Origin of the sequence: Cellulosimicrobium arenosum, from assembly GCF_014837295.1 — a bacterium.
Taxonomy (GTDB): Bacteria; Actinomycetota; Actinomycetes; order Actinomycetales; family Cellulomonadaceae; genus Cellulosimicrobium; species Cellulosimicrobium arenosum.
In genome coordinates this window covers 24,486-38,102 of the sequence record NZ_JACYHB010000003.1, presented here as the reverse complement: position 1 = coordinate 38,102, position 13,617 = coordinate 24,486, and the positions used below count along the sequence as shown (strand labels likewise).

Annotated in this window: 7 protein-coding genes; 3 read left to right on the top strand and 4 right to left on the bottom strand. The window is 70.4% G+C overall.

The genetic code is table 11. The features are described 5' to 3' along the window. Positions 1 to 129 precede the first annotated feature (129 nt). Positions 130 to 801, top strand: a complete 672-nt coding sequence (locus IF651_RS04725; RefSeq protein WP_191827957.1) for a class I SAM-dependent methyltransferase — start codon at positions 130 to 132, stop codon at positions 799 to 801. 49 nt (positions 802 to 850) lie between these two features. Here IF651_RS04725 and IF651_RS04720 read toward each other — a convergent pair whose 3' ends face one another. Then, entirely contained in the window at positions 851 to 1,852 is a 1,002-nt protein-coding gene (locus tag IF651_RS04720) for an aldo/keto reductase (RefSeq protein ID WP_206715145.1), read from the bottom strand. Between the two features lie 100 nt (positions 1,853 to 1,952). Between IF651_RS04720 and IF651_RS04715 the strand changes: the two genes are divergently transcribed. After that, a complete protein-coding gene (locus tag IF651_RS04715; RefSeq protein ID WP_338403773.1) occupies positions 1,953 to 2,795 on the top strand; it encodes a helix-turn-helix transcriptional regulator in 843 nt (280 codons plus the stop codon). 364 nt (positions 2,796 to 3,159) lie between these two features. Here the strand turns inward: IF651_RS04715 and IF651_RS04710 are convergent, their stop codons facing one another. Beyond that, positions 3,160 to 9,564, bottom strand: coding sequence for a DUF7507 domain-containing protein (locus IF651_RS04710; RefSeq protein WP_191827956.1), 6,405 nt, complete (start codon positions 9,562 to 9,564; stop codon positions 3,160 to 3,162). Between the two features lie 204 nt (positions 9,565 to 9,768). On the opposite strand from IF651_RS04710, the gene IF651_RS17560 reads away from it, so the two are divergent. Next, positions 9,769 to 11,451, top strand: coding sequence for a helix-turn-helix transcriptional regulator (locus IF651_RS17560; RefSeq protein WP_191827955.1), 1,683 nt, complete (start codon positions 9,769 to 9,771; stop codon positions 11,449 to 11,451). A gap of 120 nt (positions 11,452 to 11,571) precedes the next feature. Here the strand turns inward: IF651_RS17560 and IF651_RS04700 are convergent, their stop codons facing one another. Then, positions 11,572 to 12,816, bottom strand: a complete 1,245-nt coding sequence (locus IF651_RS04700) for a BaiN/RdsA family NAD(P)/FAD-dependent oxidoreductase (protein WP_191827954.1) — start codon at positions 12,814 to 12,816, stop codon at positions 11,572 to 11,574. Beyond that, a complete protein-coding gene (locus IF651_RS04695; RefSeq protein WP_191827953.1) occupies positions 12,813 to 13,517 on the bottom strand; it encodes a methyltransferase domain-containing protein in 705 nt (234 codons plus the stop codon). Before IF651_RS04695 ends, IF651_RS04700 begins: the two co-directional genes overlap by 4 nt. Between the last annotated feature and the right edge of the window lie 100 nt (positions 13,518 to 13,617).

Genomic DNA, 13,617 nt, shown 5'->3' with positions numbered 1-13,617 from the left:
GGGGCCCACGACGACGAGGTTCTGCACATCGCTCATGGGTGGCCGCCCTTCCGCGGGGATGGTGGTGCTCATCGTTCGGCACCCCGACCAGCCGTGTCAACGCGGGCGACGCCTGGCTACAGTCGACCCATGACCGAGCGTCGATCCTGGCAGTCCGAGGCCGACCGCCTGGGCAAGGCGGACCCGGACGACCCGACAGCCTGGTTCGAGCGGCTGTGGGCGTCCGCCGCCGGCGGTGACGTCACGACGCCGTGGGACCACGACGACCCGCACCCGGTGCTCGCCGCGTGGACCGCTGCCCACGCCTCGGAGGACCGCCGCCCGGCCGCGGACCGGACGGCCGTCGTCGTCGGGTGCGGCCTCGGAGCCGACGCCGAGCACCTGGCCCGGCTGGGCTACGACACGACCGCGTTCGACGTCTCACCCTCCGCGGTGGCGGCCGCCCGCGAGCGCCACCCGGACTCACGAGTGAGGTACGCCGTCGGAAACCTGCTCGACCTCCCGACCGGGTGGGTCGGCGCGTTCGACCTGGTGGTCGAGGTCTACACGGTCCAGGCCGTCAGCCGCGACGTCCGGCCCGCGATGACCGCGGGGGTCCGGACGCTGGTCGCGCCGGCCGGGACGTTGCTGGTGGTCCAGCTCGGCACCGAGCAGGTGGCCGACGACGGCCCACCCTGGCCGCTGACTCGTGCGGAGGTCGAAGCGTTCGGCCAGGACGGCCTGTCGCCGCTCGCGGTCGACGCCCTCCCGGGCCCGCCCGGCCGGCCCTGGACCTGGCGGGCCGAGCTCCGCCGAGGCTGAGGCGCCGGGAGGCCCTCGCTCGCGAGATCGACAGGCGATCGAGCGGGGCTCAGCCCTCGCTGTCGAGGTCGGCCATGTGGGCCTCCGGGTAGCGGGTCCCCCGAGCCGCACCACGCGGCACCAGCGCATCGATCCGGGCGAGGTCGTCGTCGTCCAGCGTGACCGACGTGCTCGCGATCATCGACTCGACCTGGGCCGCACGACGGGCGCCCACGACCGGGACGACGTCGTCGCCCTGGGCCGCGACCCAGGCGATCGCGAGCTGGGCCAGAGTCGCCTCCTTGGCGTCCGCGACCTCCTGCAGCCGGGCGACGAGGGCGTCGTTGTGCTCCCGGTTCTCGCCGCCGAATCGCGGGAACGCGGCGGCGAGGACAGGGCTCGCGGCGTTGCCGCCGATGAGTCCCTTGGAGAGCACGCCGTACGCGGTGACGCCGATGCCGAGCTCGCGGCAGGTGGCGAGGATCTCGTCCTCGATCCCGCGGCTGAGCAGCGAGTACTCGATCTGCACGTCGCTGATCGGCGCGACGGCAGCGGCGCGACGGATCGTCTCGGCGCCGACCTCGCTCAGGCCGATGTGCCGGACGTGACCGGCCTCGACGAGCTCGGCGATCGCACCGACCGTGTCCTCGATCGGCACCCGACGGTCGAGCCGGGCGGGCCGGTAGATGTCGACGTGGTCGGTGCCGAGGCGCTGCAGCGAGTAGGTGAGATAGTTCCGGACGGCGTCCGGCCGGCCGTCGGCTCCGCCGCCCGGGATGCCGGGCCCCGGGGTGAGCAGCGCGCCGAACTTCACGGACAGCACGGCGTCGTCCCGGCTGCGCTCGCGCAGCGCCCGTCCGACGAGCTGCTCGTTGTGCCCGGCGCCGTAGAAGTCGGCGGTGTCGAGCAGGGTGCCGCCGGCGTCGAGGTACGTGTGGATCACGCGCACGCTCTCGTCGTCGTCGGTGCGCCCGTAGGCTCCGGACAGGCCCATGCAGCCGAGGGCGGGAGAGGTGACCGAGGGGCCGCTGCGTCCGAGGGTGCGGGTGGTGAGGTCTGTGGTGATGGTCATGCCGCCAGCATGCTCCTCTTCCGCGGCGCGTGGCAGGCACAGCATGTCCAGGGAGAGCCTCTCCCTGGATAACGGGCCGGGAAGGACGCACGATGGACGGGTGATCGATCGTCCCGGGCTCGCCGACTTCCTCCGCCGGCGCCGCGAGCTGCTGCGCCCTACCGACGTCGGCGTGGCCGAGGGCCCGCGCCGACGCACTCCCGGGCTGCGACGTGAGGAGGTCGCCATGCTGGCAGGGGTGTCGACCGACCACTACACGCGGCTCGAGCAGTCGCGCGGGTCCGCCCCCTCGGAGTCGGTGGTCGCGGCGCTCGCCCGGGCGCTGCGGTGCACCGTCGACGAGCGTGACCACCTCTTCCACCTCGCCGGGCTGTCGCCGCCGCCGCGCCGCGCCGCGCGTCACGTCAGTCCCGGACTGCTCGGCGTGGCGGGTCGCCTCGTCGACGTCCCGGTCGCCATCTGCAGCGACATCAGCGAGGTCGTGTGGACGAACACTCTCTTCTCCGCGCTGATGGGCGACGTCGGTACACGCCCCGGCCGGGCGAGCAACATCACCTGGCGCTGGTTCACCGAGCCGGGCGTGCGCGACCGTGCGCCCGAGGAGGAACGTGACCGCCTCGCCGCCGCGCACGTCAGCGACCTCCGCGCGACCTACTCCCGACGAGCCGGGGACAGCGACGTCACGGAGCTGGTGGACGACCTGCTGCAGCGCAGTCGCGAGTTCCGCGTCCTGTGGGAGCGGCACGAGGTCGCGGTGCGCCGCTCCGACCACAAGACCTTCGTGCATCCCGAGGTCGGTGCGGTCGAGCTGCGTTGCGAGGTGCTCCTGACGCCCGAGGCGGACATCAAGCTGCTCGCCTACTTCCCCCTCGAGGGGACGGACGCGGCCCGGAAGCTCGACGTCCTGCGGGTGATCGGCACACAGACGTTCGCCACCGCGTGAACCGTCACCGACGTGCTCGCGCTCGTCGACTCGACCTGAACCGCACGGCGGGCGCCCACGACGATGCGGACGGCGTCAGCCCGGCCACCACCCAGACGATCGCGAGCTGGGCGAGAGTGGCGCCCCGGTCGGTCAAACGCCCCGCGCGGGTGGCCGAGCCGCACTGCGCGGGTCACGGGAGCCGGTCAGGATCGAGATCCGGCACGCGCCGGAGGTAGACGCCCTGTCGTCCTGGGAGCAGGTGCGGCCGGTCCTCGAGTCCAGCGCGAACGCGCACCTGGGGACCACGCACCGGGCACGGGCCGGCGCGGGGTCACCGATCCCCTGCCGCACCCGATGCTGCCGGGTGCGGCGAGGGTCGGCGTCAGCCAGCCGTGCGACGACTACGGACGACGGCCAGTGCAATCACCCCGAGCAGGAGCAGCACGGCCGCTCCACCCGCGATCCACCCGATAGCCGCACCGGTGGCGGCCAGTCCACCGCCCGGCGTGCTCGGCTCGTCCGGGTCGCCGGGTTCAGCAGGTGATGCGCAGGCCATGGCGGCGTCGGTCAGGTCGTTGTGGCTGATGCCCGCGATGTTGGTGAACCCACCCGAAGAACCCGAACCCGGCTCGGGGCACGAGAACGTGAAGCTGTCCGTCTCCGAGCCGTCGACCGTCGACACGACCTGCACCCGGTAGACGTGGGTACCGGCGGCGGACAGGACTACATCGGGGGCCACGACGTTCGTCGCCTCGCCGTCCACGCCCTGACCGGTCCACATGCCTGACGCCTTCACTCCCTCGGGTGCGGACGTCACGGTCGCCGAACGGACTTCGATGCCTGCACCGAACCGCAGACGGTCGACGAGGGTGTAGACGCCCTCTGCCGCCCCGTCGTTCGAGGCGGTGATCTCGTAGGTCACCGTCCAGGAGTCGTCGGCACCCTGGACCGGGTCGCCGACGACCGACTTCGTGATGTCGATCGACGGCAACGGTGCGCAGTCCGTGTCGGTCTGCGTCCCGCCGGTCTCGTCGGTGAGAGTGGCCGCGTTGTTCAGCCCCTGCTCCGTCAGATTGCCGCCGGCGGGGACCGTGCAGGCCGGCGACCCGGTGCCGTCCTCTGCCGCGACGTCCTCGCCGAAGTGCAACGGCACACCGGCGATCACGGTCACCCGGTACAGGTGCGGTGCGTAGCCGTCGTCGTCCAGGCCACCGATGCTCACGCCGGTGGCCACCCGCTGGTCGGTGTCACCGTCGAAGCTCTCGTCGAGGGTGACACCCTCGGGGCCGGCGACTGCGACGGAGTCCACGGTCACTGCAGGCGCGAAGAGGAGCTCGTCGTCCAGGTCATACGTCGTCGCCTCGGACCCGACGTTGCCCACCGTGAGGTCGTAGACGACCTCCCACCGACCCTCGCCCACCGGGTCCGCGGAGACCAGCGCCTTGTCGAGGGTCGGCTTGCCCGGACGGACGCACTCGTCGTCCTCGACCTGCAGTCCGTTCCAACCGACCGTGGCAGAGTTCGCCAGGCCGCCCGCGACCGTGCCCTCGTCGCCCGTGGTGCAGGTGTCGGCATCGGGGATGACGACGTCGGACAGGTTCGCCGCGTAGCGCACGATCACCGTGTAGGTGTGCACGACAGGAGCCCCGTCGGAACCCGCGATGGACTGGTCCGTGACGATCCGGGGCGCGCCAAGACCGTCGAACCCGTCCTCGATCCCGACCGGCTCCGGCGCGTCCGTGGTCACGTCCTGGATACCGACGATCTCGACGCCGTCGCCCGGCGCCAAGGTGTCGTCCAGGTCGTACGCACCCGCACCGGGACCGTGGTTCGTGACCGTGAGCTCGTAGGCCACGTCGTACACCCCGCCCTCACCGTCGACCGGTGTCACCGCGCCCGACAAGGACTTGGTGAAGTCGATCAGTGGGAGGGACACGCAGGCCTCGTCGACCATGCTCTCACCGTTGTGGGTGAGCTCGGTCGAGTTCGCCAGACCACCGCTCTCCCCGGAACCGGGCTCCGCGCACTGCAGGGTCTCGGGCGTGACCACGGCCTGGTCGAGGGAGACCGTGACCAGAACCTGGTAGGTGTGGGACGTGTCGCCCGCGAGCGTGACGCCCGTGGCGATCACGTTCTCCGCCGACCCCACGGGGCCCTGTCCGGTCCAGCCCTCGTCCAGGTCCACGCCCTCCGGCGCCGCGGCCACCGTGGCGGCCTCGACCACGATGCCCTCGCCGTACTGGAGCTCGTCCGTCAGGTCGTACTCGCCCGCGGCCTGGCCCGTGTTCGAGGCAACCAGGTCGTAGGTGAGGGTCCACGTGCCGTCACCGTTCGGCGCAGGACCGTCGCTGATCGACTTCTCGACGCCGATCAGCGGGAGCGATGCGCACGCCTCGCTCTCGGCCACGATCCCGTTGTGACCCAGGCTGGTCGAGTTGGCGAGTCCGCCGTTCTCCCCCGTGCCCGGGGACGGGCACTCCAGCTGGGCCGGATCGATGGTGGCCTCGTCCATCTGGGTCGTGACCTCGACCTGGTACACGTGGCTCTCACCCGCGGCCAGCTCGACACCCTCGCTGACCAGGTTCTCCGGGTCGGTGAGCTCCTCGCCGCGGCCTGTCCAGCCCGCGTTCGTCTGCGCACCTTCCGGTACTGTCACGACCGCGGCGTCAAGGATCTCGATTCCCTCGCCGTAGTGGAGACGGTCTCGCAGGTCATAGTCCCCGGCGGCGGCCCCGATGTTCTCCGCGACGATGTCGTAGACGATCGTCCAGGTCCCGTCGCCGTTGGGGATCGGGCCGCTGTTGATCGTCTTGTCCACCGCGATCGCCGCCACCGTCACACAGGTCGAGGCCTCGTCGGTCAGGTCGTTGTGCTCGATCCCGGCCGCGTTGGACAGGCCGCCAGGCCCGCCCGCACCCGGCGCGGCACAGTCGGTGATCACGGGGGCACCCTCGATGCCCTCCGCAAGCCCCAGCACCACGTCGACCTGGTACGTGTGCGTCCCTCCCGAGGGCAGGACCACGTCCGACGCGATGACGTTCGCGCCCGCGCCCTCGGCGCCCAGCCCGGTCCATCCACCATTGGGCTCCACGCCCTCGGGTGCGGACACGACCTCCCCCGAGACGACGGCCAGGTCGCCGTCAGCGCTCAGACGGTCGGTCACGCCGTACGTGCCCTCGGCCGCACCCGTGTTCGTCGCGACGACGTCGTACGTCACGGTCCATGTCCCGTCGCCGTTCGCTGTCGGCCCCGCGGAGACCGACTTCGCGATGTCGATCGACGGGATCGGCGCGCAGGCCTGGTCCTCCTCGATCTCACCCTCCGGGCCGCTCATGGCGGACGTGTTGTTGAATCCCTGCGCCGCGTCCGAACCCTCGGCCGGGCACGCCGTCGCATCGTCCTCGCCGGAAGGAGCGCCGGAGAGCTGCAGCGGGACTTCTGCCACGACCGTCACCTCGTACACGTGCGGGGCGTATCCCTCGTCCCCGTTGCCGGGAAGAGCCACGTTCGTCGCGACCCGGGTCTCTGCCTGGCCGTCCCATGCGGGCTCGAACAACGTCACACCGTCCGGTGCGCTCGTCACGTCGGCAGAGACGATCGTGGCCTGGTCGGTGAAGTGCAGCTCGTCGACGAGCGAGTACGTCGTCGACGGAGACTGGGTGTTCTCGACCACGATCTGGTAGACGAGCTCCCACCGCCCCTCACCCGTGGGTTCGGCCGAGACGAGCTCCTTGGTGTGGGTGGGCTCCCCGGTCACGACGATCCCTGCCGGATCGCAGTTGATGGTGGGCTCGACCTGCGAGTCCTCCGGCACGGCGGCGTCCGCGCAGGCGGTGTTGACGATGGAGTCTGCGGCGGGCTCCGTCAGGACGATCTCGAAATCGTGGCTCTCCGACTCGCCGGGTTCGAGCGAGGCGATCGTGAACGATCCCAGCTCGGGTTGCTGGTCGTCGGAGACCACGAGATCCGTCAGCGTGCCCTGGCCGGTGTTCTCCACGACGATCCGGTATGGGACCGTGTCGCCGATCCGGAAGAGGGGATAGTCCTCGACCTCGTTCGCGTCGCGCCACTCGCCGTCGGAGTCCTGCACGTACTTCTTCAGGGACGCGGAGTAGTAGTTCGCGATGGCCGTCGAGGCGGATGTGCGTGTGACCAGTCGCGTGTTCTCCGCACGCCCCTGCGCCCGGTTGACGAGCACGTCACCGCCCTCTGCCCCGTCCGTGCGGACGGAGACGGTGAACGGGTTCGTCGCGAATGGCGCGAGCTCACCGGTGATGACACGGACGGCGGTCGCGTCCGGGGTGTAGGTGTCCGACCACCCCACGGTGTTTCCCGACGGATCGCCGGACGCGCCGTTGGACGTGTCCGCGGGGTCGTCGCTCAGGCCGGAGGGGTCGTCCGTCGTGTAGTAGACGGTCGATCCCGGCACCGCGTCGACACCCGAGAGCTCGTAGGAGCCGGTGTAGGCCGTCCCACGCCCGTCACCGACGTAGGGGAGGATGTCGATGGTGTCCGTGAACGACTGCGGAAGCGGGTCACGTGAGATCACCTGCACCGTCCACGAGCCGTCACCGACCCCGTCCCCCGCCAGGTTCGGTATGAAGGCCTGGTCCGCCGTCTTGATGACGCTGGTGGTGCCTGCGTCGTTGACCGTGACTCGCGCGATCGCCGGGCTGCTGGTCGTTCCACCGAAGCTCGCCGTGACCGAGTTGTCGAGCGAGGAGCCGCCCTCGACATCCTCGGCAAAGTCGACGTCGTAGCTCAGCTCGTGCTGAGCGTTCGTCGCCACGTCGTCCAGCGTCCAGGTCAGCTCTTGCTGTCCCGACGAGAGTGTGGCGGTCTCAGGTTCCGGGGTGGCGCTGCCCACGACATAGCTGCCCCCTACCGGCAAGGTGTCCACGATCGTGTACCCGTCGACCTCCGGCTCGACGGCCCCGAGCCCGTCGGCAGAGTAGACCAGTGAGTAGGTCGCGGTCCCACCCGGGTCCACCACCACCGGGGTCACCGACTTCGAAACGTCGGGCGTGAGGCCGAGAACTCGCAGGATGTCGCGGTGCTGCCCCGTGAACGGGTACCGAGTACCTGGCGTCGCCGTGCCCACGAGCGAGATGTCGGAGGGGTTGTTGCTGCGGGAGGTGTAGATCCACTGGTTGCTGCTCCCGGCGTTCGGCGAGAGGTAGGCCGACCACATCCACACGTCCTGACCCACCTCGACGTCCTCGTCGATCCGCACCCGCGCGCCGAGGAAGACCCGCGACGTCGGAGGGACGTCGGTGCTCGGGTTGTAGACGGTCCGAACCGCACGCACAGAACCCAGATCTTCCGGCGGCGTGGCCGACCACCCGCCGTTGGCGCCGCATCCCTCCCAGAGGTTCGGGTCGTACGATCCGCTGTCCGGGTCCAGCAGGGCGGCACTGCCCGTGTAGTACTCGACCGTCAGTGGTAGCTCGGCATTGTTGTTGTTGTCGTCGAACGTGCTTGCACTCTCCAGGCTCGCGTACCGCGAGTCGATGATCGTGCAGCTGCCGGCAGCGGTGCCCTTGTCCGGGACGTTGGAGATGCTCAGGGACGTCCGCGCCTCCGCCGTCGCGCCGCGCGCGACCCGCAGCGTGTCGCTCCAGCTGTTCCCGAGCCATCCCCCGTAGTGCACGCCGAGCGACCAGACGCTGGCCGACTGGTTGTTGTCGGTGTCGTCTGTGCTCGTGCTGCCGTCGACAGCGACGTACGTCGGAGCGCTCGAGGTGAGAGACACCTGGCCCGAGTTGGCGCTGCTCCGCACCCGGATCCAGATGGAGCCGGAGGCGACGGCCTGGCGGTCGGTCGGCAGAGCGGCACCCGTCGAGCTCTCGGTCGGGACCAGCGACTTGCTGTAGTCGATCCCGCTCAAGGTCAGCCTGTACGTCGTGCTGCTCAGACGCGTCAGTGTGCAGTCGTCGACGAACGGGGCCATCTGCGACTCGTCGTGGCTGCCGCCGGACCACGGGTGACCTGATGCGCTGCTCTCGGAGAACGGTGTGCAGGCGTCCGCGAGCGACACCGTGGGCGCGCCGACCGAGTTCGTGACATCCAGGTCGTACGACACGGAGTCCGGGCCGGCCGGTCCGTCGGTCCCGTGGAACACGGTCCAGTTGAACCGGAGGTCTCGCGTGGTCTCGTCGAGCACGCGCTCACCCGTGTTGGCCTCCCAGCGGATGTCCTGGACGAACGGGTTCTGCACCTCCAGAGGAGGGAGCGACGCAGCCTGGTCGGCGATCGTCGCCGATGCTGTGACCTGATCGCCGCTCAGCGCCGTGATCCGAGCGGCGGTGGTGAGCGTGACGGCCGAGCCTTGGCGCTGCGTGCCGACGTTGCAGCTCAACGTGGACCCGTCGTCGCTCACGGACGATGCGGGATCCACCTCCTCGGTGAGGCAGGGCGTCGGGATCTCGTCGAAGACCGCTCCCACCAAGGTCACACTGACGACGACGTCGTCGACCGGCTCGTTGCCCGGCGCCGCGGCGTCATCGTTCAGGTTGAACCACCATGTGGCGGACACGGAGTCGCCCGTCTGGACCGTCTCCGGCGTGCCGTTCGCCCACTGCCCCTCAAGCTCGTAGACGGTAGCGGCCGAGGCGGGGACCGCGGCAGCGGTCAAACCGGCACCGGCCGTGGCCAGCGCCATCACGGCGCCGATGACCTGTCGTGCTCGCGGGCCTCGCCAGGCAGGGACCCGCGCGTGGCGTCGTCCTCGAGGACGCTTCGGCCAGTACTTCCACGACGTGACGGTGCTGGCGTCTTCATTCCTCATGGAGCCTTGCATTGGGATCCCCCTGCCTACCTACGCGATCCTCGCGTGCGAGCTGATCGCCCCATGAGACCTCGGGGAACGGGATGGAGAACGCCTGCGCAAAGGAAATTCACCAGCAAGATCACCAGTTCCTGCGCGATTTTCACCCACCGGGCAGGCGATTCACGCCTTGCACAACGAAGGCACACCTTCAGGATCGATTCCATGGCACACGAGCACACGCCTCCCCTGATCAGGAACGACGTGCTCGGCGTACTGGGCACCGGCGACCTCGACCGCCTGGAGGCGGCGTTCGACGCCCTCTGGTTCGACTTGCCCGACCAGTTCGCGCACGAGGTCCTGCATGTTCTCGAAGCCTTGGATCCCGGAGCCCTCGAGACTCGCCCGCGACTGGTGCAGCTGGCGCTGCTCTCCCACCATCGGATCAGCCACGAGCACCGGGCGGAGCTGGGTATGCCACACACGTTGCAGCTCTACGTGGAGGCAGGGCTCCGATTCGGTCAGCGACTACCCGAGTTCAGGCGGCTGCCTGACCTGGTCGCGGCCAGCACCGCCGCCGTCATCGCCTACCGACACCGCCGCAACTACACCACGTCAGAACGCATCGGCACGTGGATGGATCAATACCTCCGTAGGGGCCCCGCGTCGACAAAGCTCCCGTGGTCGGCGAGGCAACCGCCGGCGCGCCCAGGATGGTTGAGCGCCCAGCGCGGGATCACAGCGATGCTCGCAGGATCGCTCGACCAGGCCACCGAGCTGTTCACTCGTGCGCACGCCGAGGCGGGCGGGGAACCCGACGCGCACTACGCGGGCGTGTCCGCCGCGTCCAACCTTGCCCTGCTGAGCTCGTACCGCGGCCACCTCGACCTCGCGCGCGCCTGGCTCGTCGAGTTCGATCGCCTACCCCCGTTCCCGAGCTGGATCGCAGCTGACAACGCTCCCGGCCACAGCATCGCCCGCGCGATGATCGCGATCGAAGAAGGAGATCAGGACACCGCCGCAGATCATCTGGACAGCATGCGTGGCACCCCCCACCCTGTGGACCTCTGGCCTTTCCTCGCCTTCGCACGAGCGAGCTACCACTCTCACTACGGAGATCCCTACCGCGGCTTGCGTGAGCTCGACGAGACACGCCTGTCGCACGGCATTCTCGAGCCGCGGGCCGACGGCTTCGTTCGCCAGCTCTTGCTGCGCGCCGAGGCAAAGCTGCTCCTACGAGCCGGCGGCAACAGCCGCGTACTGCACCTGGCGCACGAGAACCCCGACGTCGACTCGCTCGCCGTCCACCACGCCTGGGCACACCTCGCCGTGGACGAGCACCATGATGCGCAGCGCCTGGCATCGAGGTGCCTGCACGAGGCATCACTGTCGCCCACCGACGTGATGAGCATGCACCTCGTGCTCGCCGTCGCACATCTCCGCGCAGGACGCGACGACCAGGCTCGTACCTGGTTCGACAGTGCGGTGCGCCAGCGCGCGACACCTGATCACGTCGGTCCCTTCTTGTCGATGCAATCCCTGGAACGCGAGAAGCTGGCAGATCTCACCGGCGCGAAGAGCCTCCTGCCCGGTGGCGCCGTCCCGACCAACCACAACACTCCCGAGACGACCGATTCCGTGCGGCTCACACCCCGCGAACGAGAGGTGCTCCACCGGCTGGGCGAGGGATACACCGCCGAGCGAACCGCCAGCATCTTCGGCGTCTCCGTCAACACGGTGCGCACACAGATACGCAGCATCTATCAGAAGCTCGGGGCGACCAGCAGGAAGGAGGCGTTGGCGATCGCCCAGACGATCGGCCTGCTGCGCGTCAGCACAGCCGCAAAGCTCTCGGGTCGCATGCGCTCCGGAGCACCTCGCCGGCAGCAACCGCACGCGGACCAGTGATCCGTAGGCAACTGCTTCACGGAGCCGCAGTGGTCGCGACCGGCACCCACCAGCGCAGCGAGCCCTTGTCCCCAGGGGTGGAACGGCGACAGAATGCGCACTCGCCGAACCCGAGCGCCGTCACCGGACGCGGTCGAGCCAGTCCAGCGCGCCGTGTGCGGCGACCACGCCCGTGCTGAACGACGCCTGCAGCAGGTAGCCACCCGTCGGCGCCTCCCAGTCGAGCATCTCGCCCGCGACGAAGATGCCAGGGAGACGACGCAGCATGAGCGTCTCGTCCACCTCCGACCACGCCACGCCACCCGCGGTCGAGATCGCCCGGTCGATGGGCATGGTCGCGCTCACCCGGACCGGCACGGACGTGATGAGCGCCGCCATCGGCCCGGGCTCGGTCGGCAGCGGGCCCGCCTCGCGGAGCAGCGCGATCGCGACCGGGTCCAGACCGACCGCGCGGCGCAGCCAGCTGGAGACGGAGTCCTTCGGACGCCGCCGCTGCAGCCTCCCGGCGAGCTGGTCGACGCTCAGCGCAGGCCGCAGGTCGAAATCGACGACGCAGCGACCACCCGCCAGGGCGTCCCGGACCGCGGCCCCCGTCGCGTAGACCGGACCGCCCTCGATCCCCGCGCTCGTCACCATCACGTCACCACGCGCCGTCGGGCCCGCTGCCCCACGGACGGTCAGCCCGACGTTCTTCAGGGGCGTGCCGGCGAACCTCTCGGCGAAGACCTCGCTCCACCCCACGCGGAGGCCGACGTTCGCGGGCACCAACGGCGCCACCGCGACGCCGCGGTCGGCGAACGGGACCACCCAGCCGCCGTCCGACCCGAGCTGCGGCCACGAGGCGCCGCCGAGCGCGAAGACCACCACGTCGGCGGCGACGGTGTGCTCAGCCGCGTCCTCGTCCGTGAGACGCAGCCCGCCGTCGTCGGCCCAGCCCGTCCAGCGGTGCCGCTGCTCGAACCGCACCCCGAGCTCTCCCAACCGGGCCAGCCACGCCCGGACCAGCGGGTTCGCCCGGAACGACCGCGGGAACACCCGTCCGCTGCTCCCGACGAACGTCGGCTCGCCCAGTCCGTCGCACCACGCGCGCAGGTCCGCCGGGCCGAAGACGTCGAGCATCGGCGCCAGCGCGTCGGCCGAGCTGCCGTAGCGGGGCAGGAACGAGACGCGGTCCTCGCTGTGCGTGATGTTCATGCCGCCGTGGCCCGCCAGGAGGAACTTGCGCGGGACCGACGGCATGCGGTCGTACACCGTCACGGCCACGCACGCCCGGGCGAGCACCTCCGCCGCGATCAACCCTGCCGGACCGCCGCCGACGACGGCCGCGGTCCTGCCCGCGCGGCCCGCCGAGCCGGAGAGGCTCATCGCGGTTCCAGGACGACGAAGAGGAAGCAGAAGAACGCCGTGCGCTCCCCGCTCGCGAGGCGCGGGGTCAGGAGCTCGCGCGGGGTCTGCGGCGACGGCGGTGGCTCGTCCATCACGGCGATGACGAACCCCGCCTCGGCGAACGCCTCCGACATCGCACGCAACGGCCGGTTCCAGAACGTCAGCACCGCCGGCTCGCCATCGAGCTCGAAGGTCTCCGAGTACTGCCTGGTCGCGAAGTTGTCCTCGTCCGGATGGTTGATCACGTGGGCCGTGGGGTGGTTCACGGAGAGGATGAGCCGACCACCAGGCTTCAGCACGCGCTTGATCTCGACCAAGGGAGCAACCCAGTCCTCGAGGTAGTGCAGCACGAGCGAGGCCACGACGTCGTCGAAGGTGTCGTCCGCGAACGGCAGCGGCTCGGCGAGGTCGGCGACGTGCAGCGGGACATCGTCGCCCAGCCGCCGGCGCGCGAGCTCGATCATCGCCGGGCTCCCGTCGAGCCCCGTCATGATCGCGCCCCGGGCCCGCAGCTCGGCGGACAGAGGGCCGGACCCGCACCCGGCATCGAGGATCCGGTGCCCGCGCACGTCGCCGGCGAGGCGGACCATGGCCGGGCGCTCGTAGCAGGCGTTGAGCAGGCTCGAGGCGTTCTCCGCGTCGTAGCTGGCCGCGAAGCCGTCATAGTGGTCGGCCTGCACTGAGTCCCCTCCGCCGGACGGATCGATGTCGGGGACGACGCTACGCCCCGGGGCCGCTAGGGTCGTGGCGTTCCTCCCGGGCGAGACCACCACGCTGCTC

What these genes read in the sequence shown, in the direction of transcription:
- IF651_RS04725 (WP_191827957.1), top strand. Translation starts at nt 130, where the DNA reads ATGACCGAGCGTCGATCCTGGCAGTCCGAGGCCGACCGCCTGGGCAAG.
- IF651_RS04720 (WP_206715145.1), bottom strand. Translation starts at nt 1,852, where the DNA reads ATGACCATCACCACAGACCTCACCACCCGCACCCTCGGACGCAGCGGC.
- IF651_RS04710 (WP_191827956.1), bottom strand. Translation starts at nt 9,564, where the DNA reads ATGAGGAATGAAGACGCCAGCACCGTCACGTCGTGGAAGTACTGGCCG.
- IF651_RS17560 (WP_191827955.1), top strand. Translation starts at nt 9,769, where the DNA reads ATGGCACACGAGCACACGCCTCCCCTGATCAGGAACGACGTGCTCGGC.
- IF651_RS04700 (WP_191827954.1), bottom strand. Translation starts at nt 12,816, where the DNA reads ATGAGCCTCTCCGGCTCGGCGGGCCGCGCGGGCAGGACCGCGGCCGTC.